We start from the raw sequence: 22637 nt of genomic DNA on the forward strand, positions 1-22637 counted from the left end.
TAATAACGATGCATTTTTGCTAGCAGAATGGGGGCAGGATAGTTAATCTGTATCACAATCATTTCTTAACTATGGGTAAAAATAGTTTTTTTATCCTAAACAACAGTTCAAATTTATCGATTTGCATTAATTAAAAAAGGATAAGCCATGGCAAATTCAATGGTACGAGTCGCAATAGTTGGTGCCGGTGGGCGTATGGGGCGCCAGCTAATTCAAGCCGCGCAACAACAAGATGGAATTCAATTAGGTGCCGCGATTGAGCGCGAGGGCTCATCACTTATCGGGACTGATGCAGGGGAGCTCGCAGGTATCGGTAAGCTAGGTATTGCCATTGTTGATTCACTTAATCAGGTTGTTAATGATTTTGATGTTGTCATTGATTTCACGCGCCCAGAAGGGACTTTACACTATCTTGCATTTTGTAAAGCAAACCAAAAAGCCATGGTAATTGGAACGACAGGGTTTGATGAGCAAGGTAAGCAAGCCATTGCCGAAGCTGCGAAATCTATTCCTATTGTCTTTGCGGCAAATTTCAGTGTTGGTGTCAATGTGGTGCTGAAATTACTGGAAAAAGCAGCAAAAGTGATGGGAAATTACACTGATATTGAAATTGTTGAAGCACATCACCGCCATAAAGTGGATGCGCCATCAGGTACGGCTTTGGCTATGGGAGAGTCTATTGCTAGTGCACTTGGGAAAGACTTAAAAGAGTGTGCGGTATATACCCGTGAAGGTTACACCGGGGAACGAGAACCTGGAACTATTGGCTTTGCAACTATCCGTGCTGGGGATATTGTGGGTGAACATACCGCAATGTTTGCAGATATTGGGGAGCGAGTTGAAATTAGCCATAAAGCCTCTAGCCGTATGACCTTTGCAAATGGTGCAATAAAAGCTTCAGGGTGGGTTTGTGCTAAAAATAATGGGTTATATGATATGAAAGATGTGCTAAATCTGGATGATTTGTAGTTTTTATCTTTTATTTTTTTCTTTAAAATTATACGATTAAAATTAGTTTCTTATTATTATAATATCGATCTGAATTATTTTTATTCAGATTGATATTAATTGATATCTTAATGGTTTTTATCTTCTGTTTTGCTCGTTAATTATCCTTTCTTCCTTCTTTTAGCTGGGTTATTATCAATAAACTAGTTATCTTGCTTTGCAACCGTTTACTTATTCATATTTACTGCTATTTATACTACTCATCCAACTAAAAGTGAGGTAGTTAAGTAAAAAAGTAAGATAAAAGTGAAAAAAATGCATTTTTTTCTAGACAAGACCCTATCTCATCATTAGAATGCGCGCAATTTGCCAAAAATTTGCTTAAAAACTCATTTTGGCATTGATTTAGATCGCAAAATCTGAATTAATATGCAAAAAACGTGATTTATTATTCTCCGGAGGGTGTTTTGATTAAGTCAGCTATATTGGTTCTGGAAGACGGAACCCAATTCCACGGGCGTGCTATCGGTGCAGAAGGCGCTGCAGTTGGAGAAGTCGTTTTCAACACGTCGATGACCGGATATCAAGAAATAATTACAGACCCTTCCTATTCCCGCCAAATTGTTACTCTCACTTATCCCCATATTGGTAATGTCGGCACTAATGCTGATGACGAAGAATCCCCAAATGTTCATGCACAAGGCTTAATCATTCGTGACTTACCATTGGTTTACAGTAACTTCCGCGGGCAAGAAGGGTTATCCGAATATCTAAAACGCCATAATGTCGTGGCGATTGCGGATATCGATACACGTAAATTAACACGTTTACTGAGAGAAAAAGGCGCTCAAAACGGTTGTATCATTGCGGGTGATAACCCTGATGTTGCACTCGCATTGGAAAAAGCGCGTAGTTTTTCAGGTTTGAATGGGTTGGACTTGGCAAAAGAAGTCTGCACTAAAGAGATTTATAACTGGTCCCAAGGTTCATGGACGCTGGAAAATGGCCAGCAAGGCGCGAAAACGGCGGAAGAACTCCCTCTACATGTTGTTGCTTATGACTTCGGTGCAAAGCGTAATATCTTACGTATGTTAGTTGACCGTGGTTGCCGTTTAACGGTGGTGCCAGCAACTACACCAGCAGAAACCGTATTGGCGATGAACCCCGATGGTATTTTCTTATCGAATGGCCCTGGTGACCCGGCTCCTTGTGATTATGCAATCAAGGCAATTGAAACATTCTTAACCACAGAAATCCCAGTATTTGGTATTTGTTTAGGGCACCAATTACTCGCTTTGGCCAGCGGTGCTAATACCATGAAAATGAAGTTTGGCCATCATGGTGCTAACCATCCAGTTAAAGATTTAGACAAAGATGTGGTGATGATCACGGCGCAAAACCATGGTTTTGCGGTTGATGAATCGACACTTCCCGACACACTGCGCGTGACTCACAAGTCACTGTTTGATGGAACATTGCAAGGTATTCACCGTACGGATAAACCAGCATTTAGTTTTCAAGGCCACCCAGAAGCAAGCTCAGGGCCACATGATGCGGCAAATTTATTCGACCATTTCATTGAATTAATTAATGAATACCGTCAAAACACACCTCGTCAAAACGCACAATAATCGGGAGCAAAAAAATGGCAAAACGTACTGATATAAAAAGCATTCTGATTTTAGGTGCCGGCCCAATTGTGATTGGCCAAGCATGTGAATTTGACTATTCAGGTGCCCAAGCGTGTAAAGCACTGCGTGAAGAAGGTTACCGCGTAATCTTAGTTAACTCGAACCCAGCGACTATTATGACAGACCCAGAAATGGCGGATGCAACTTACATCGAGCCGATTCACTGGGAAGTTGTGCGTAAAATTATTGAAAAAGAGCGCCCAGATGCAGTATTACCGACCATGGGGGGGCAAACCGCATTGAACTGTGCGCTTGAATTAGAGCGTAAAGGCGTTTTAGCCGAGTTCGGTGTCACCATGATTGGGGCGACTGCTGATGCAATAGATAAAGCAGAAGATCGCCAACGTTTTGATAAAGCAATGAAAAAAATCGGCTTGGGCACTGCACGCTCAGGTATCGCACATAATATGGAAGAAGCATTTGCTGTTGCCGATGCGGTAGGCTTTCCCTGTATTATTCGCCCATCATTTACGATGGGAGGTACCGGTGGCGGTATCGCCTATAATCGCGAAGAGTTTGAAGAAATTTGTACTCGCGGTTTAGATTTATCCCCGACTAACGAATTATTGATAGATGAATCGCTGATTGGTTGGAAAGAATACGAAATGGAAGTTGTCCGCGATAAAAAAGACAACTGTATTATCGTTTGTTCCATTGAAAACTTCGATGCCATGGGGATCCACACAGGTGACTCTATCACCGTAGCACCCGCTCAAACACTGACTGATAAAGAATACCAAATCATGCGTGACGCATCGATGGCAGTATTGCGTGAAATCGGCGTTGAAACAGGTGGCTCTAACGTTCAATTTGCGGTAAACCCTAAAGATGGGCGCTTAATTGTTATTGAAATGAACCCGCGGGTTTCGCGTTCATCAGCGCTTGCCTCTAAAGCAACCGGCTTCCCAATTGCAAAGATTGCGGCAAAATTAGCCGTGGGCTATACCCTTGATGAGTTAATGAATGATATCACTGGTGGCCGTACTCCTGCATCATTTGAACCTTCCATTGACTATGTTGTGACAAAAATTCCGCGCTTTAACTTTGAAAAATTTGCGGGCACGAATGACCGACTCACAACGCAAATGAAATCGGTTGGCGAAGTGATGGCTATCGGTCGCACATTCCAAGAATCAATGCAAAAAGCGTTACGTGGGTTAGAAGTGGGCGCAACAGGCTTTGACCCGAAAGTAGCCCAAGAGGACCCTGAAGCTCTGACTCGTATCCGTCGTGAATTAAAAGATGCTGGTGGAGAGCGTATTTGGTTTATTGCGGATGCATTCCGTGCGGGGCTTTCTGTTGATGGTGTTTTCAATTTAACCAATATTGACCGCTGGTTCTTAGTGCAAATCGAAGAACTGGTACGTTTAGAAGAAGAAGTGGCTGAATTAGGTATCAATGGCCTGACCAAAGACTTCTTACGTGTACTCAAACGAAAAGGTTTTGCAGATGCCCGTTTAGCTAGTCTAGTCGGGGTTTCTGAAGCAGAACTGCGTAAATTACGTCAAGGCTATGATTTACATCCTGTATATAAACGTGTTGATACCTGTGCGGCAGAATTTGCAACAGATACGGCTTATATGTATTCCACTTATGAAGATGAGTGCGAGTCAAACCCAAATAATGCTAAACCGAAGGTGATGGTATTAGGCGGTGGGCCAAACCGGATTGGGCAAGGGATTGAATTTGACTATTGCTGCGTGCATGCATCTTTAGCGTTACGCGAAGACGGCTATGAAACCATTATGGTCAACTGTAATCCTGAAACCGTTTCAACTGACTATGACACGTCAGATCGTCTCTATTTCGAACCTGTCACCCTTGAAGACGTACTTGAAATTGTACGTATCGAGCAGCCAAAAGGCGTGATTGTGCAATATGGTGGTCAAACACCATTGAAATTAGCGAGAGCGTTGGAGGCTGCCGGTGTTCCTGTTATTGGTACGAGCCCAGATGCCATCGACCGCGCAGAAGATCGTGAACGTTTCCAGCAGGCCGTTAATCGCTTGAACTTGAAGCAACCACAGAACGCAACTGTCACAGCGATTGAGCAAGCCGTTGAAAAAGCAGCTGTTATTGGCTACCCACTGGTTGTTCGTCCATCCTATGTGCTAGGTGGCCGAGCAATGGAAATTGTATATGACGAAATCGATTTACGTCGCTATTTCCAAACCGCGGTAAGTGTCTCTAACGATGCGCCAGTGCTACTTGACCGTTTCCTAGACGATGCGGTTGAAGTTGACGTAGATGCGATTTGTGACGGTGAGATGGTACTGATCGGCGGTATCATGGAACACATTGAGCAAGCAGGTGTGCACTCTGGTGACTCCGCATGTTCTCTACCTGCTTATACGCTTAGCCAAGAAATCCAAGATGTAATGCGTGAACAAGTTCGTAACCTTGCCTTTGAGTTACGTGTGCGTGGCTTGATGAACGTGCAGTTTGCAGTCAAAAATAATGAAGTTTACTTAATTGAAGTCAATCCACGTGCGGCAAGGACTGTGCCTTTTGTCTCTAAAGCAACGGGTGTGCCATTAGCGAAAGTTGCAGCGCGTGTGATGGTAGGGCAAACCTTGGCACAGCAAGGGGTGACGGAAGAGGTTATTCCACCATATTACTCTGTGAAAGAGGTGGTATTGCCATTCAATAAATTCCCTGGTGTTGACCCAATTCTTGGGCCTGAAATGCGTTCAACAGGCGAAGTAATGGGCGTCGGCCGGACATTTGCTGAAGCTTTTGCTAAAGCGATGTTAGGCAGTAGCTCGACGATGAAAAAATCAGGCCGTGCACTGTTATCTGTTCGTGAGGGAGATAAAACTCGCGTGGTTGATTTAGCTGCTAAGCTGTTAAAACACGGCTTTGAGCTGGATGCTACTCACGGCACTGCGATTGTGTTAGGAGAGGCTGGTATTAACCCACGCCTCGTCAATAAAGTTCATGAAGGTCGTCCACACATTCAAGATAGAATTAAGAATGGTGAATATGATTACATTGTGAATACCACCGCAGGGCGTCAAGCCATTGAAGACTCAAAATTAATTCGTCGCAGTGCATTGCGTTATAAAGTCCACTATGACACGACGTTGAATGGTGGGTTTGCCACTACGATGTCGCTCAGTGCAGACCCAACCGATACGGTAATCTCTGTACAAGAAATGCATGCATTAATTAAGTAATAATTTAACGTTATCTATATAAGCCTCAGTATTCAATCTACTGGGGCTTTTTTATTGCTATTCTATAAAGCCATCTCCTGACGAGAGAGAAATTGTCTGCTGATATAATGGATAAGATGGAATTTTAATAAAAAGTACAAAGTGGTGATTGACTCTCACGTAACGTGAGGCACTAACCTTAGTCGCAATTACAGGAGGAACATATGCTATTTCAAGTTGGAGAGATCGCGGAAAAAACAGGATTAACCATCCGTACACTTCATCATTATGAAGAAATTGGCTTATTGGTACCAACTGCAAGAACCGATGCAGGTTATCGGCTTTACAACATGCAATGCATAGAGCGTTTAACGCAAATTCAATTGTTACGGCAAGTTGGAGTCAAACTGAAAAACATCGGTGAATTACTGGATGGCCAGAGTGGAGATATGACGAGTTTGCTGCAAGAGCGAATTGCATTATTAACGGAACAAATGGAGCAAATGGCGACATTACGTAATCGATTAGAGCAATTACACAGGCAAATGCAAACGGGGAATACTTTAACTCAGGCTGATTGGTTTTCTGTATTGGAGATGATGTCGATGTTTGATAAATATTTTACCCCTCAAGAATTGGAACAATTGCCATTATATACGGCTCATACGCTGAAAAACCAAGAGTGGCAACAGCGAGTAGCAACGGTAAGCAAGCTGATGGAACAAGGTGCAACACCTCAATCTACAGAGGTGCAACAAATTGCACATGAATGGATGACAGCGTTAGAAAGAGATACCGGAGGAAACCCTGATTTCTTTGCGCGACTGAATCAAATTCATTTATCGGATAACACGTTAGCTTATTCATCAGGCATTTCTGTCGCAATGATCCAATTTGTTGCAGAGGGTTTTAGTGAATACCAATTATCACTGTTTAAACCCCATTTAACCGCGGAGCAATTTGCTTTTGTTCAGCAACATTATTTTGCTTCAGGGCAGGTGTGGCCTGAGTTAATTGCGGGTTTATATAATGCATTAAAAGCCCAAAAATCCCCAGATTCACCTGAAGTACAACAATTAGCACAAACATGGTTAACGATGTTCAACCAGTTTACGGGGGGAGATCCTGAGCTACAAGAGAGAATTCGGGCTATTTATCGTGAAGATCCCAAAATTTCTCAAGGGACATGGATGACTGCAGAAATTGGTCAGTACTTATTTTCTGCTATTAGTAGTTTGATGACTGAATAAACTAAATGGCCGCTGACTAGCGGCCATTTCTCGGTCATATTATGATTTCTCTTTGCTACTCGAGAGTGCTTTGCGGTGTTTCCAGTACATTACAATTGAGCCAATTAGGCCACTAATCAGTAGGATAACTGGGATAATCATCAGCGCACTAATCACAATTTGCTCGTGTTCTTTCACAAAAGGAATTTGGTTTAGGGCATACCCTAAGGTGACAATCAAGCCAACCCATAACAAACCACTTAACCAGTTAAAAAACTGGAAACGGCGGTGGCTTAACTCAGATAACCCAGCAAGCAAAGGTAATATCGTTCTGACAAATGCAAGAAAGCGCCCTATAAGTAGCGCGTATAAACCTTGCTTATTAAACATATTGTTTGCTTTGGTGTGATATTCCTCAGGGATTTGTGCTAACCAGCGCTTCACAACCTTAGTTTCACTTAACCATCGGCCTTGCAGAAAGCCCAGCCAGCAACCTAAACTGGCTGCGGTTGTTAGCAATAATATCGTGGGTATAAAGTGCAAAACCCCTTTGGCAATTAATGCACCAGAAAGGATCAACAAGGTATCACCGGGTAAGAAAGCGGCGGGAAGGACGCCATTTTCTAAAACAATGACAACAAAAAGTACGGTATAAATAACCCAAAGCACTTCAGGGTTGGAGAGTTTAAGGAAATCGTGGTGCCAAAGTGCCAGTACGATTTCGCGTAGGACTTCCATAATCATTCCTGTATCTGCGTAAAAGCGAATTTCTTTATTATCTATATTACAGGAAAAAAAGGGTTCAAGTTTGATTTGTTTGAAGAATTAATCATTTAGTGAAAAAATTGCAGGAAACATTTAACGCAGCTCCTGCAATTAATATATTGATTTTTAATTTAAATTCTTTCGAAAGCTAATTGTAAGTCGTGAATTAAATCATCGGTGTGCTCTAGGCCTATATGCACTCGGAAGAAGGTTCCTTCTTTTGGTGAAAAATCATACTGCCGCATATTGAGTAAATCTTCTTTTTGGTATCCCAAAATTAGCGACTCAAAACCACCCCATGAATAACCCATTTTAAAATGATTAAAATTATCAAGAAAAGCGGTAAATTGCTCAGTGGTTAAGCGTGATTTTAGTTGGAAAGAGAAAAGGCCATTAGCACCTGTAAAATCACGGATAAAGAATTCATGGCCAGGTGAATTCTCTAGTGCAGGGTGAAATACCTGTTCAACTTCAGGGCGTTGTTGTAACCAGTTAGCGACTTGTAAGCTATTAATTTGATGCTGCTTTAAGCGAGTCGGCAATGTATGTAGTCCTCGATTAGCCATATAAACGGTGTCTGGATCAGCCGTTTGGCCTAAGAGATATGAATTTTCGCGCAATGTTTCAATACAGCGTTGGTTTGCCACAGCAAGGCCGAGCATACCGTCGGAATGGCCATTGATATATTTAGTTGCTGATTGGATTGATACGTCAACATCAAATAATAAAGGTTTAAGTAAAACACCAGCAGCCCAAGTGTTATCAATCATAATCACAATTTCAGGGGATTTCGCACGTATTGTCTTTACGATTGTCGGTAAATCATGAACTTCCATGGTGATAGAACCGGGGGACTCTAAGAATACAATACGCGTATTAGGCTGAATTAAATCAGCGATACCCGTTCCGATGAGTGGATCAAAATACGTGGTTTGGATATTTAACTTAGTGAGAATATTGTCGCAAAAATTTTGAGTTGGGTCATAAGCTGAGCCTGTAACAAGGATATGTTCGCCAGCAGAAATAAACGACAAAATGGCATTTGTGATAGCTGCTGCGCCTGATGGGTAAAGGACGCATCCAGCACCTGATTCTAATTCTGTCATGGCCTCTTGAAAAGCGAAATGAGTTTGCGTACCACGACGCCCATAAAATAATACGCTATTTGCACGATGGCGAGTTGCATGACGTTTCTCTTCGAGCGTATCAAAAATAATAGATGATGCTCTCTGAATTACGGGATTTACCCCTTTTTGTGTGTACTTAGGGTTCCGACCAATATGGACTAATTGTGTTTCAGGTTTTATTTCTGCCATGATTTTTCCCTACACAGAGTGTGAACTGGCTAAATTCAAAGGTGATTTATACTAAGACGTTAAATGATCCTGATAGAAATGTAACTTGAGTATTCTTCAACTTTCAAATCGTAGGTGAGTTTTATTTTGTAAAGTTAAGTACGAACACTTAATTGAGCTGTGAATTATTAAGAAAAATAACCGCATAATAGAAAAGGGCATGTTTGTCTAAACGCAAAAAAATATAAAAAAATCGCGAATACTAATGATAATTACTATCAATTCGCGCTGTGTTTGATATCATCAGCACCGTCTTTTTGAAAAGAGACGGACAGCGCGAGTCAAATTTCGCTTTTAAAGGTTAGTCGATGAATGGCACAATCATCGATATGAATTTTATTATACAACACTAAAAAGAGAGTAAAGGCCAACTGATGCGTAAACTAACAGCTTCTATTCTATTGGCGTTCGGCTTGATGGGTACTGCAGTCGCTGAAACCACACCTGCAACAACACCAGCTGCGTCTCAAAACACACCATCAACACAACCGGCAGTAAATTCAGCCGAACCAACAACAACGACACCAAGTGCTGAAGTTGCATCAGTACCTGCTGAGCCTGCGCAAGGCGAAGCCGTGAACACAACAGTTGTTAATGAAAATATTGAAATTGCAACAGAAGCACCGACAGGGGGTTTTGATCAAGACTTATCTGTTTGGGGAATGTACCAAAATGCAGATAACGTGGTTAAAACCGTTATGATTGGCTTGGTGATTGCTTCTGTCATTACATGGGCTCTATTTTTCTCAAAAGGTTTGGAAATATTAGTCGCTCGTCGCCGCTTAAAAGCAGAAGCAAAAGCGATTGCTGAGGTGAAGTCACTTGATGAGGCGGTCAGTATCGCAGAAGGCTTCAAAGCAAATAGCATTACACGTATGTTATTAAATGAAGCTGTTACTGAGCGGGCTTTATCAGCCAATAGCTCTGATTTATCAGGCACAAAAGAGCGCACATCATTCCGTTTAGAAAGAGCTGTTGCTGCGATTAGCCGTTATATGGGGCGTGGTAATGGCTATTTGGCGACTATTGGTGCGATTTCTCCATTTGTCGGTCTATTTGGGACGGTCTGGGGGATCATGAACAGTTTTATCGGGATTGCCCACTCGCAAACGACTAACCTCGCTGTTGTTGCCCCTGGTATTGCAGAAGCATTATTAGCGACAGCAATTGGTCTTATTGCCGCTATCCCTGCGGTTGTGATTTATAATATTTTTGCCCGTATGATCAACAACTATCGTGGTCAAGTAGGGGATGTCGCTGCTCAGTCCGCATTGTTACTGGGGCGTGATCTTGATCTGGCAAATAGCAAAGCAAGGTAATTATTATGGCAATGCGTTTAGGTGACGAACAAGACGATAGCGGTGAAATGCATGAAATTAACGTAACACCTTTTATCGATGTTATGTTGGTTTTATTGATTATCTTTATGGTTGCGGCACCATTGGCAACAGTTGATATTAAAGTCGACTTACCCGCCTCGACAGCGAAGCCGCAGCCGCGTCCTGAAAAACCTGTATTTCTAACGGTTAAATCGGATAGCCAGCTTTTTATTGGTGACCAAGCTGTGACAAAGGAACAGCTTGCTTCTACACTTGACCAAGCAACGAGTTCCAATAAGGAAACAACAATCTTTTTCCAAGCGGACAAGAGTGTTGATTATGAAACTATGATGGATGTAATGAATGCATTGCGTCAATCAGGGTACTTGAAGATTGGTTTAGTGGGAATGGAAGCGACATCATCCTCAAAATAAGCTGATTAAGCCATATAAACGCGTTTTATCATTAAGGGTAAAACGCGTTTTTTTATGATCTAACCATACCCCTAAGATAAGTTCGTGTCTTACTAACCTCCCTTAGGTGCTATTTGTGAAAATCCAAGCGCATTTATTTATCTAATTAATTTTTTTTTAAAGAATTTTATTCTTATTTGACGCTTTTTATTCGCAATTTGATAAGGTAGCTTGACCATTGTTCCCATTTTTTTACTCTATTTTGGATGTTTTCGCTTGTATTCCCGATAAGTAATAAATATTTTCATTAATTTTTATAATGAATTATTATGTGTTTTTCCTTTCTTATCATAGTAATTTCTATTGATATTACCTTTTTTTCTACCTACTCATTAGTCATATTGATTCATTTTCTTAGTTTTTTAATTTATAAATACGAGTTAAATGACCTATTAATTCTGGTTATTTTATCAATGACAATGCAATAATGATGTAAAACTTTATTAAAAATAAACCATGTTACCAATAAGGATTTATATAAGTATTATTTTTAATCTATTTTTGTATATTCCCTTATTAATAGGGAGGTTATTTAATAAAAGAGAGATTGGTCAAAAAATGATTGTTTATCATAGGTCTGGTTGTTTTTATTTTTAATTTTTAGGTTGATGAATCTTAATTACGTAAATACTACTAATAAATTATAATGAAAAATATGTTAATTTTTTTAATGTTCAAAAATCTTTATTATTCCAGGGAATATATTTTTAAAGCTAATTTATATATTTAATTAATATTAAATTTATTTTTAAATTTGAAATGAATTCTTTTTTATAAAAAATGTAAATTGTTTGTAATATCTTAACTATAGGTTAAATATTTTGCCTCATTCTTATGTTTTTGCTGTATCCTTTTGATTTGAATTGATTTTGTGTTTTCTTCTGTATCTTATCATGAAAATGAAAAAACACTTGCGCAACAAAAGTGTTGCGCTATAATGCAATCAATAACATTTAGAAACACTTTTAAATACTTTATTATACTGAGTTATCTATTTTTATAATTTACTTATGCTAGGGAATTAATAAGGCCAACACTAATTTGGGAATCATACAAAGTTAGTGAATATTTAGGTCTTAACATTAAAAATAGATATAATTACTTAACAGTTAGCTCAGCTAAGTAAATGTATTTAGACCGTGATATAAGTGTTATTACTGGAGTCAAATGGGCTGACTACAGACTACGCATAGCAAGCGTCGCCGTAATACGGCAATTTCATATTATACTCTTCTATAGATAAAATAAGACTACACTTCCAGCGTTATCATTGAGATAGCGCTTTTTTTTTATTCCTAACTATCTCTTTAAATCTGGCTGTGCTCGAGATCAATTTGCCTCTCGTTTTATGATGAAATAACTTCACGAAAAAATTTATCGGAGTATGATGTTGCCACTTCGCTGTGGGGATCGATATAAATACTTATAACGATAATTATACAACGGCGAGTTTCTCTGCCAAGGTCTGGCGTGAATGAATTGGAAGTAACAATGACTTGGTCTGATTTTAAATCTCGCTATCTCATCGGTTTTTGGAAACCATTACCTGCAGTTATTGCCGCAGGTATCTTATCAACCTATTATTTTGGCTTGACTGGCACGTTTTGGGCAGTTACGGGTGAGTTTACGCGTTGGGGCGGGCACATCATGCAATTATTTGGCGCTGAACCAGAGACATGGGGCTATTTCAAAGTTATTGGTTTTGAAGGTACACCATTGGATCGCATTGATGGTGTGATGATTATTGGTATGTTTGCTGGGTGTTTTGCCGCTGCGTTATGGGCAAATAATATTAAATTACGAATGCCTCAGCACCGTATCCGTATTTTTCAAGCTATTTTGGGTGGTATTATCGCTGGATTTGGTGCTCGTTTGGCAATGGGGTGTAATTTAGCCGCATTCTTTACTGGGATCCCTCAATTCTCATTACACGCGTGGTACTTTGCTGTTGCTACTGCGGCAGGGTCATATTTTGGTGCGAAATTTACACTAATGCCAATGTTTCGCATCCCTGTGAAACTGAAAAAAGTCAGCACCGCATCGCCGTTAACACAAAATCATAATGTGGCGAAAAGACGCTTTAAACTAGGAATGGTGATTTTCACATTAGCACTAGCTTGGGGTTTTTATACTTTATTAGACTCCCCTGTGATGGGTTTTGCTATCTTATGTGGTATTGGCTTCGGGCTACTGATTGAAAGAGCGCAAATTTGTTTTACCTCCGCATTCCGTGATCTGTGGATCACCGGACGCACACATATGGCCAAAGCTATCATTATTGGTATGGCAGTCAGTGCAATTGGTATCTTCAGCTATGTACAGTTAGGCGCAACGCCAAAAATTTTATGGGCTGGGCCGAATGCAGTGATTGGTGGATTACTGTTTGGCTTCGGTATTGTGCTTGCTGGTGGTTGTGAAACGGGCTGGATGTACCGCGCGGTCGAGGGCCAAGTCCATTATTGGTGGGTAGGTTTTGGTAATATCATTGGTGCTACGGTGCTGGCTTATTACTGGGATGATTTAGGTCCTTGGTTGGCGACTGATTTTGACAAAGTTAATTTACTTGAAACCTTTGGACCAGAAGGTGGATTGCTAGTCACTTATGGATTATTAGCGGTAGCATTTGTGTTGATGTTGGTCTGGGAAAAACATTTTTTCCGTAAACGTTCTCAAAAAGCATCTAATGTATCCGTGGAGGTAATATGAGTAATAAAGACATTATCCCTGATTATCGTTTAGATATGGTCGGAGAACCTTGCCCATATCCAGCAGTAGCAACACTAGAAGCAATGCCATCGTTGAAAAAAGGCGAAATATTAGAAGTGGTAAGTGACTGCCCGCAGTCGATTAATAATATTCCTCTAGATGCGAAAAACTACGGTTATACGGTGTTGGATATTCAGCAAGATGGGCCGACTATTCGTTATCTTATCCAAAAATAACGAATACGCGTCATATTTTGCACTGTCGCGGTGTTGGCTTCATGCGTTAGCCCTAGTCACATACTTGTGTATGCTCCTAGGTTCTAACGCATTTGCCGCCTTGCGACAGCACAAACTATTTAGCGTATTGGTATTGGTCATACTTCGCACTGTCGCGGTGTTGGCTTCATGCGTTAGCCCTAGTCACATACTTGTGTATGCTCCTAGGTTCTAACGCATTTGCCGCCTTGCGACAGCACAAACTATTTAGCGTATTGGTATTGGTCATACTTCGCACTGTCGCGGTGTTGGCTTCATGCGTTAGCCCTAGTCACATACTTGTGTATGCCCCTAGGGTCTAACGCATTTGCCGTCTTGCGACACCACAAACTATTTAGCGTATTGGTCATACTTCGTGCTGTAGCGTTGTTGACTGCACTTATAGGCTTACTCTTCTTGTTCTTGCCAATTAGTAATATCTAGGACCAGCTCGCATTCATCATCCATATAAGCGCCTGTTGGTACAAAACCAAGTTTTTTGTAGAACTCAAATGGGCTTTCTTCCCCTTCACCACAGCTATTATAAAGGCGTGGGTATCCTTTTCTTTTTAAATAATGGATGACTTGAACTAGGGCTTCACGGCCGAATCCCAGCTTTTGGTAGGGTTCAGCAATCATAAAACGCCAAAGCATAATACCGTTATATTCTAATTCATCATCATCTAACCCAGAATGCAGCATGATGAAACCGACAGGGACATCATCGGCGTAAATGCCTCGATACCATGCGCAATCAGAAAACTGGGCTTCCACCATGGAATAGGCATTGTCAGCCACCATATTACGTTGTGCTTCACTAAGTGTATGACTTAGCAAGCAAATTTCAGAAAAATTATCGGCGGTGACTTTTTGTAGGGTAACCAGTGAATTTTCATCTAATTCAGGTTCGATGAGCTCTTTCATAACATTTCCTTCGACAGAATATTGACCATAATCATCAGTGATGGGCTATTTTTATTATTGTTGTTGAACATAATTAAATATTATAAATTTGCGATATGGATATAAATCAATCAACCAGAGATTTCACTACCAGTCAATGACTTAATTGTGGCTATGTAAGCGGGATCTAAAAAGTGATGGCAACTTACTTAAGTGTGAGTTGCCATTGTGAGGGCGATAGAGGGGATAGAAACAAATTAGTGCTCGGCTTCGCCACCTAATACATCAATCAAGCGAGCGATTAATGCACTAAGTTCACCTGTCATTAATACGTAATCAGCATCAAATTTTTGCGCGTAGTCTTCTTTAGCGATGTCGTCATTTTGGTCTTTTAATGTATCGCTAAATTTGAGGCGCTTCAGGGAACCATCATCAGATAACATGAACTGGATACGCTCTTCCCAATCCAAGGCCAGTTTGGTAACGAGTTTACCGGCTTCAATGTGGGTGGCGATTTCATCAGAAATGAGTTCTTGCTTCTTACAGCGGATAATACCACCTTCTTCTAAGATAGCTTTTAGCTCCGCTTCATCCATGACGGCAAAACCTTGTGGTAATGAGCCCGAACGGATCCATTCAGTGAGTGTTAGCTCTATTGGGTCTTTAAAAGTCAGAGGGACGACAGGTAAGGAACCTAAGCTTTTGCGGAGTAAGGCTAAATTGTCTTCAGCGCGTTTTGCACTTGCGGCATCAACAATAATTAATTGATTTACTGTATCAATCCAAATGTAGGTTTTACTGAATTTACTGAATGCACGAGGAAGGAGTGAGTGAACAACTTCATCTTTTAGTGAATCTTTTTCTGTTTTCTTCAGCTTACGGCCTTGGTCAGCTTCCAATTTTTCGATTTTATCCTGCAATTCTTGCTTAATTACAGGAGATGGCAGCATTTTTTCTTCTTTTTTAGCACAGATAAGAATTTGGTTACCCGCTGCATGTGTCAATGCATCACCACCATTCATAGGGGAAACCCAGCCAGTTTGCATCATATCTTGGCTACCACAAGGGTGATAGGCGAGGGCGGCAAGCTGTTTCTCTAAATCATCTGCGGAGAGTGCCAAATCCCGATTCAGGCGATAGACCAATATATTCTTGAACCACATGAAAAACCTACCTTTGTTAATAAATAGCCAGTTAGAGCAGGGGGCTATGATAGCGAATTGTCTGTTATTAAGCGAAAAAAAATGCGCTGTCGTTGAGGGCTGCTATCATTTCATTAGTTAGCTATTGATAATCCCCTTCAAAGCAAGCCATGATAGCTATAGAAGCCCTGACATAAAAACTTTAAATAGTAGAGAACATCATAATGAGAATAGGTATTGACCTTGGTGGAACCAAAATTGAAGTTATTGCATTAGATGACAGTGGCAATACTTTGTTTCGTAAACGTATTCCAACACCTCGTGGTGATTATGATGCGACACTTAAAGCGATAGCAAGTTTGGTGGCAGATGCAGAAACGGCGACTGGGTTGTCAGGTAGTGTTGGTGTAGGGATCCCTGGAACTTTGTCTCCTGTGACTGGTAAAGTTAAAAATGCCAATTCCACATGGCTTAATGGTAAACCGTTTGATGCCGATTTAAGTCATCTATTAAACCGTGAAGTAAAAATGGCGAATGACGCTAATTGCCTAGCTGTTTCAGAATCGGTTGATGGTGCAGGAGCGGGTGAGAAGGTCGTGTTTGCTGTTATTATCGGAACCGGTTGTGGTGCAGGAATTGCGATAAATGGGCAAGTGCATTCGGGGGGAAATGGCGTTGCAGGGGAATGGGGGCATAACCCTTTACCATGGCAAGATGAGCAAGATAGGCAGTTTCTAGTATCGGAAAGCTGTTATTGCGGGCTGACGGGCTGCACCGAATTGTTTGTTTCAGGTACAGGGTTTATGGCGGACTACACGAAACTGTCAGGTTGCAAAAAAACGGGAATGGAAATCGTTGAATTAGCACAAATAGGGGATGAACATGCTGTCATCGCACTCGAAAACTACCTTAATCGCCTCGCAAAAGCTCTCGGGCAAGCCATTAATATGTTAGACCCAGATGTGATAGTGCTAGGGGGCGGAATGAGTAATGTTGATTACTTATATGAGGCGCTGCCTGAAAGGATCCGTCAATGGGTGTTTGGTGGGGAGTGTGATACACCAATTCGTAAAGCGGTGCATGGCGATTCGAGTGGGGTTCGCGGAGCTGCTTGGTTGTTTTCGTCCTAATTTACGCTGTCGCGGTGTTGGCTTCATTCGGTTACTCGGGTCACATACTTGTGTATGCTCCCCGAGATACCCTCTTTTGCCGCCTAGCGACAACGTAAATTAGTTAGAAAATAGAGCCTGTGAGATGGTCGCGGTGTTGGCTTCATTCGGCTACTCGGGTCACATACTTGTGTATGCTTCCCTAGATACCCTCTTTTGCCGCCTTGCCACAACTCGAATTATTTAGAAAAAATACTTAATTTCTAATCAAATGAAAGTTCTTTAGGAAAAATACTTAATTTCTAATCAAATGAAAAATATGTATAAAACTAATGATTAAATAATCATCTTTTATTTCTTAAATTAAATTTAGATTAATTTAAAAAAAATTTGATGGATATATTTATAGAATAAAAAGGATAAGTAAAAATAAATATGCTTTCTTGGCTAAATAAAGCACAGAAATTTAAGATAAATAAGTTTCTTTAATACTCAGTGATATAAATCACAGTTCTTTTTTTCCTACGAAAAATATTCACAACTCCTCAATGGAATAAGTTGAGTTAATTAAGGTGAATTTGTCATCATTAATTCATTTTTGTGAGCTATATAAAAATCAAGCCCAATAAAAAGATGAAAATCGTGATTTAGTCACAAAAAATGGTTACTGTTTGCAGTGTATTATCATTAAAAATTGACGTCATGCACATAGTGTAAAATTTTAACGCTAACTTTGTTGTTTATTTGTTCAATTTTACAGGGTAGGTACTCAGATTTGAGAGGCAATTTTCTCTCAATAATGGCAACTAAGGGGATTACATGAATAAAGTATTAAAACTTTCAACACTTGCTATGTTAGTCGCATTTAATGCGAACGCAGCAACAGTTGATTTACGCGTAATGGAAACATCGGATGTTCACAGCAACCTCATTGATTTTGACTATTATAGAGACAAGCCGACAGAGCAATTTGGTTACGTTCGTACCGCGACATTAATTAAAGCCGCTAAACAAGAAGCGACAAACTCAGTATTAGTGGACAACGGAGATTTAATCCAAGGTAGCCCATTAGCAGACTATATAGTAGGTGAAGGTTTAAAAGACGGTGAATCTCACCCTGCACATAAACTTTTAAATACTATGGGTTACACCGTAGGTAACTTCGGTAACCATGAGTTTAACTTTGGATTAGAATTCTTACATAAAGCTATTGATGGCGCAAAATTCCCATACATTAACGCTAATATTATTGATGCGAAAACGGGTAAAAACTACTTTAACCCATACATTATTGTAGATACACCGGTTAAAGATAGAGACGGTAAAACGCACACTATCAAGATTGGTTACATTGGTTTTGTTCCCCCACAAATTCTTATTTGGGATAAACCAAATTTAGAAGGCAAAGTTTTAGTTAATGACATTACTGAAACTGCGAAAAAATTTGTACCACAAATGAAAAAAGAAGGTGCGGATTTAGTTGTTGCTATTCCTCACTCTGGTTTTTCTCAAGAGCCATATAAAGCAATGGCTGAAAACTCAGTTTATTACCTCAGTGAAGTCCCAGGTATCGACGCTATCATGTTTGGCCACTCACACGGCGTGTTCCCTAGCAAAGATTTCAGCGATATCAAAGGTGTTGATATTGCAAAAGGAACAGTTAATGGTGTACCTGCGGTTATGCCAGGACAGTGGGGTGATCATTTAGGTGTGGTTGATTTAGTGGTCAATAATGATGATGGCGCGTGGAAAGTGGTTGATGCAACCGCTCATGCACGTCCTGTCTATGACAAACCAAATAAGAAAGCCTTGGTTGAGCGCGATGGCGACCTAGCAAAAATTATTGAACAAGAACACCAAGATACTCGTAAGTTTGTCGGAAAACATATCGGTAAAGCATCCGAAAATATGTACAGCTACTTAGCATTGGTTCAAAGCGACCCAACTGTACAAATCGTGAATGATGCTCAAATCGATTACACCAAAAACTTTATTCAAGGTGATCCTGACCTCGCAGATTTACCAGTTCTTGCAGCCGCAGCGCCATTTAAAGCGGGTGGACGTAAAAATTCACCGACTGAATTTATTGAAGTCGAAAAAGGTGATTTAACTTTCCGTAATGCTGCTGACTTATATTTATATCCAAATACATTAGTTGTAGTTAAAGCCACAGGTGCGGATGTCGTCGAGTGGTTAGAATGTTCAGCCGGGATGTTCAATCAAATCAACCCACAATCAACAGCACCACAAAGCTTATTGAATTGGAATGGTTTCAGAACTTATAATTTCGATACAATTAGTGGTGTAAATTACCAAATCGACCTGACTCAGCCAGCGAAATACGATGTTGATTGCCAAACAGTCAACAAAGATGCTAACCGAATCAAAAACGTAACCTACCAAGGTAAACCGATTGATCCAAAAGCAACTTTCTTAGTGGCAACGAATAACTACCGTGGCTACGGCGGTAAATTTGCTGGAACAGGTGATAATAATGTTGCATTTGCATCACCGGATGAAAACCGTTCTATTTTAGCGGCTTATATTGCTAAAGAGTCTAAAGATAAAGGACAAATTGCGACTAAAGCGGCTAATAATTGGTCATTCACTCCAATTAAAACAGACAAAAAACTGGATATTCGCTTTGAAACTGCACCAAGTGAAAAAGCAGCAAAATTCATCAAAGAGAATGCGCAGTATCCGATGAAACAAGTCGGTACTGATGATATTGGTTTCGCTATTTATCAAATAGATTTAACCGAGAAGTAATCTGAACACATTGATATCATTCAAGCCTACCTACGGGTGGGCTTTTTAGTGGCTAAATAATGTGTTTAAGAGGTACTTTTTAGAGGGGAAAATAGTGCTCGGAATATTAAGACAATTTTTACATTAAATATTCCGAGCAGTTATGATTAAGGTAACCATTATGGAGCTACTCATAAAAGACATTTAACATAGGTAACTTAGTGTGTTTATCATACTCAACTTTCACATATTCAGATTCTACCTTTTGGCCATTTTTTAAAGAACCAGTTATTGAAACATCTTTACCTTTTCGGTAACACGTAATATTCACTCGCTCTTTATGTTCAACCTTAACTGAACATTGTGGCTCATAGATATAACCTGTAAATGTAATTGTACCTCCTGATGAATTATTACTTGCATAGGTGAAAGAACAACTTGAAATGATTATAGCAACAACAGATGTTAGTAAAGATAAACCTTTCATAGTCCACCCCCTTAATAACACTTACACGATGGAACGTGTTTTTGTGCTCTCACTTTTAGTGTAGTTTGAATCGCCACGGGTTTAACAGACACCTCAGAGTCATTTAAGATGGCTTAAAGAGAGGTGCCCATGAGCGGTAAGCGTTATCCCGAAGAGTTTAAAATTGAAGCAGTCAAACAGGTTGTTGATCGCGGTTATTCTGTTGCCAGCGTTGCAACACGTCTCGATATCACCACCCACAGCCTTTACGCCTGGATAAAGAAGTACGGTCCGGATTCTTCCACTAATAAAGAACAGTCAGATGCTCAGGCCGAGATCCGCCGTCTCCAGAAAGAGCTGAAGCGGGTTACCGACGAACGGGACATATTAAAAAAAGCCGCGGCGTACTTCGCAAAGCTGTCCGACTGAGGTACGCCTTTATCCGTGACAACACCTGTTGCTGGCCTGTTCGCCTGCTCTGTCGGGTGCTGGATGTTCATCCCTGTTTTTTTACGCCTGGCTTCAGCAGCCGCATTCACAACGCCATCAGGCAGACCTAAGACTTACAGGACAGATTAAACAGTTCTGGCTGGAATCGGGATGCATCTATGGTTATCGCAAAATCCATCTGGATCTGCGGGACAGCGGGCAACAGTGCGGAGTGAACAGAGTCTGGCGACTGATGAAACGTGTCGGGATAAAGGCTCAGGTTGGATACCGGAGCCCGAGACGTAAAGGCGAAGCCAGTATCGTGTCGCCCAACAGGCTCCAGCGACAGTTCAATCCGGATGCTCCGGATGAGCGTTGGGTAACGGACATAACCTACATCAGGACCCACGAAGGCTGGCTGTATCTTGCCGTGGTTGTTGATCTGTTCTCACGCAAAATTATCGGCTGGTCCATGCAATCCCGGATGACAAAGGACATTGTCCTGAACGCACTGCTGATGGCTGTATGGCGGCGTAATCCCCAAAAACAGGTGCTGGTTCATTCGGATCAGGGCAGTCAATACACAAGCCATGAGTGGCAGTCGTTCCTGAAATCACACGGCCTGGAGGGCAGCATGAGCCGTCGCGGTAACTGCCATGATAATGCGGTTGCAGAAAGCTTTTTCCAGTTGTTGAAACGCGAACGGATAAAGAAAAAGCTCTACGGAACGCGGGAAGAAGCCCGCAGCGATATTTTTGATTACATCGAAATGTTTTATAACAGTAAGCGTCGGCATGGTTCTAGCGATCAGATGTCACCGACAGAATATGAAAACCAGTATTATCAACGGCTCGGAAGTGTCTAGATTATCCGTGGCGATTCAGTTCAAATATCTATAATGCAAAACTAAAAATGAAAATATACTTAGAGTTTAGTAGGGTGATTGGCTAATGAATTGATAAATATCAACTTATGTAGTTGTCAAATTTCGCATGTTCAATTAATAGTCAGACGGTAACACGAGTGTAATAATAATAGTATAATTGTAAATATTTCTTTTTATTTCGATAAACTATTTTGAATAAATATGTTTTATTGAGGGTGCGGATTAATTTAGAATAAGTTATAAGTTAAAACTATGATCATCATTGGTGATGACATTGAATTATTCACCTTGATTATATCAAATAAATAAAATCCTCTCGTAAATATATTACGAGAGGATTATTTAAATTCTTAGTATTCTAGTTTATTTGAAAACTTTGAAACGAACATCGTCGTCCATAAAGTCTTTATCACCAGCGGGTGCATTAATCGAACCAAATACCATTTGAGCGCGTAATATCCAGTTAGCTGGTACATTCCATGTTGTTTGAACGTCATTATCAATCAGTGGATTGTAATGTTGCAAAGATGCACCGATATTTTCTTGTGATAATGCTGTCCAGACTGCAAATTGTGCGATACCACTGGCTTGTTCAGACCAAATTGGGAAATTATCCGCATATAAAGGGAATTGTTCTTGTAAACCTTTTACGATGTTTTCGTCTTCAAAAAACAGAATAGAACCAGCCCCTGCAGCAAAGCTATCAATTTTTTGTTCTGTTGAAGCGAAGGCTTGCTCAGGAACAATTTTACGCAGTGCTTCTTTAGTCATATTCCACAATTTTTTGTGTTCAGCACCAAATAAAATTACCACACGAGACGTTTGCGAGTTAAATGATGATGGTGAATGTTTAACTGCTTCTTTAATTAGTTTCGTGACGTGTTCTTCTGATACTGGTAAAGCATCGCCGAGGTTATAAATAGTACGACGATTTTTAATCATTTCGATAAATGCGTTAGACATTTTAGTCTCCTAGCTTTTCATTAGCGCACGGCATTTTATTGAATAAATCTTAGAAGCCGTAGTGTGTTTCAATGGTTATCACTATAACTTGGCGAA

16 protein-coding genes and 1 pseudogene are annotated in these 22637 nt (G+C 40.5%); 11 read left to right on the forward strand and 6 right to left on the reverse strand.

Going from position 1 to position 22637, the window contains the following annotated elements:
- Window positions 1–147 precede the first annotated feature (147 nt).
- The 4 genes from dapB to P3L40_RS03450 all read left to right on the forward strand — a co-directional run bounded on the left by dapB (window position 148) and on the right by P3L40_RS03450 (window position 7044).
- Window positions 148–969 (forward strand): 4-hydroxy-tetrahydrodipicolinate reductase, encoded by an 822-nt coding sequence (gene dapB, locus P3L40_RS03435; protein ID WP_094961936.1) that lies wholly within the window; start codon window positions 148–150, stop codon window positions 967–969.
- Between the two features lie 446 nt (window positions 970–1415).
- Window positions 1416–2579, forward strand: coding sequence for a glutamine-hydrolyzing carbamoyl-phosphate synthase small subunit (gene carA / locus P3L40_RS03440; RefSeq protein ID WP_153673989.1), 1164 nt, complete (start codon window positions 1416–1418; stop codon window positions 2577–2579).
- Window positions 2580–2593: 14 nt separating this feature from the next.
- The gene (gene carB, locus P3L40_RS03445) at window positions 2594–5815 is read left to right on the forward strand and encodes a carbamoyl-phosphate synthase large subunit (protein ID WP_004905617.1); all 3222 of its coding nucleotides are present in this window, start codon (window positions 2594–2596) and stop codon (window positions 5813–5815) included.
- 203 nt (window positions 5816–6018) lie between these two features.
- Entirely contained in the window at window positions 6019–7044 is a 1026-nt protein-coding gene (locus P3L40_RS03450; protein ID WP_004905612.1) for a MerR family transcriptional regulator, read from the forward strand.
- Window positions 7045–7083: 39 nt separating this feature from the next.
- On the opposite strand, the gene P3L40_RS03455 is transcribed toward P3L40_RS03450, so the two are convergent.
- A complete protein-coding gene (locus P3L40_RS03455; RefSeq protein ID WP_004905610.1) occupies window positions 7084–7761 on the reverse strand; it encodes a DedA family protein in 678 nt (225 codons plus the stop codon).
- Between the two features lie 158 nt (window positions 7762–7919).
- Entirely contained in the window at window positions 7920–9104 is a 1185-nt protein-coding gene (metC, locus tag P3L40_RS03460; protein WP_110592413.1) for a cystathionine beta-lyase, read from the reverse strand.
- 413 nt (window positions 9105–9517) lie between these two features.
- Between metC and exbB the strand changes: the two genes are divergently transcribed.
- The 4 genes from exbB (at window position 9518) to yedF (ending at window position 13877) form a co-directional block, all read left to right on the forward strand.
- Complete coding sequence (exbB, locus tag P3L40_RS03465) at window positions 9518–10462, forward strand: tonB-system energizer ExbB (RefSeq protein ID WP_136134518.1); 945 nt, start codon at window positions 9518–9520, stop codon at window positions 10460–10462.
- 5 nt (window positions 10463–10467) lie between these two features.
- On the forward strand, window positions 10468–10896 hold the full coding sequence (gene exbD / locus P3L40_RS03470) for a TonB system transport protein ExbD (protein ID WP_094961939.1): 429 nt from the start codon (window positions 10468–10470) through the stop codon (window positions 10894–10896).
- A 1530-nt stretch (window positions 10897–12426) separates the two neighbouring features.
- Complete coding sequence (gene yedE / locus P3L40_RS03475; RefSeq protein ID WP_004905600.1) at window positions 12427–13641, forward strand: selenium metabolism membrane protein YedE/FdhT; 1215 nt, start codon at window positions 12427–12429, stop codon at window positions 13639–13641.
- A complete protein-coding gene (gene yedF / locus P3L40_RS03480) occupies window positions 13638–13877 on the forward strand; it encodes a sulfurtransferase-like selenium metabolism protein YedF (protein WP_004905598.1) in 240 nt (79 codons plus the stop codon). Before yedE ends, yedF begins: the two co-directional genes overlap by 4 nt.
- Window positions 13878–14303: 426 nt before the next feature.
- Here yedF and P3L40_RS03485 read toward each other — a convergent pair whose 3' ends face one another.
- Window positions 14304–14819, reverse strand: coding sequence for a GNAT family N-acetyltransferase (locus tag P3L40_RS03485; protein ID WP_004905596.1), 516 nt, complete (start codon window positions 14817–14819; stop codon window positions 14304–14306).
- 236 nt (window positions 14820–15055) lie between these two features.
- Window positions 15056–15961 carry a recombination-associated protein RdgC gene (gene rdgC, locus P3L40_RS03490; protein ID WP_004905595.1) on the reverse strand — a complete coding sequence of 302 codons (906 nt, stop codon included), beginning with the start codon at window positions 15959–15961 and terminating at the stop codon, window positions 15056–15058.
- Window positions 15962–16164: 203 nt separating this feature from the next.
- Here rdgC and mak point away from each other — a divergent pair, with 203 nt between their 5' ends.
- Both mak and P3L40_RS03500 read left to right on the forward strand, forming a co-directional pair.
- The gene (mak, locus tag P3L40_RS03495) at window positions 16165–17070 is read left to right on the forward strand and encodes a fructokinase (RefSeq protein ID WP_196731750.1); all 906 of its coding nucleotides are present in this window, start codon (window positions 16165–16167) and stop codon (window positions 17068–17070) included.
- A gap of 798 nt (window positions 17071–17868) precedes the next feature.
- The gene (locus tag P3L40_RS03500; RefSeq protein ID WP_004905590.1) at window positions 17869–19818 is read left to right on the forward strand and encodes a bifunctional 2',3'-cyclic-nucleotide 2'-phosphodiesterase/3'-nucleotidase; all 1950 of its coding nucleotides are present in this window, start codon (window positions 17869–17871) and stop codon (window positions 19816–19818) included.
- 166 nt (window positions 19819–19984) lie between these two features.
- Here the strand turns inward: P3L40_RS03500 and P3L40_RS03505 are convergent, their stop codons facing one another.
- Entirely contained in the window at window positions 19985–20284 is a 300-nt protein-coding gene (locus P3L40_RS03505; RefSeq protein ID WP_094961944.1) for a type 1 fimbrial protein, read from the reverse strand.
- A 129-nt stretch (window positions 20285–20413) separates the two neighbouring features.
- On the opposite strand from P3L40_RS03505, the pseudogene P3L40_RS03510 reads away from it, so the two are divergent.
- Window positions 20414–21557, forward strand: a pseudogene (locus P3L40_RS03510) (IS3 family transposase).
- A 384-nt stretch (window positions 21558–21941) separates the two neighbouring features.
- On the opposite strand, the gene P3L40_RS03515 reads toward P3L40_RS03510, so the two are convergent.
- A complete protein-coding gene (locus P3L40_RS03515) occupies window positions 21942–22541 on the reverse strand; it encodes a nitroreductase family protein (RefSeq protein WP_004905586.1) in 600 nt (199 codons plus the stop codon).
- Between the last annotated feature and the right edge of the window lie 96 nt (window positions 22542–22637).

Source organism: Providencia sp. PROV040 (assembly GCF_032706145.1).
GTDB classification, from domain to species: Bacteria; Pseudomonadota; Gammaproteobacteria; order Enterobacterales; family Enterobacteriaceae; genus Providencia; species Providencia hangzhouensis.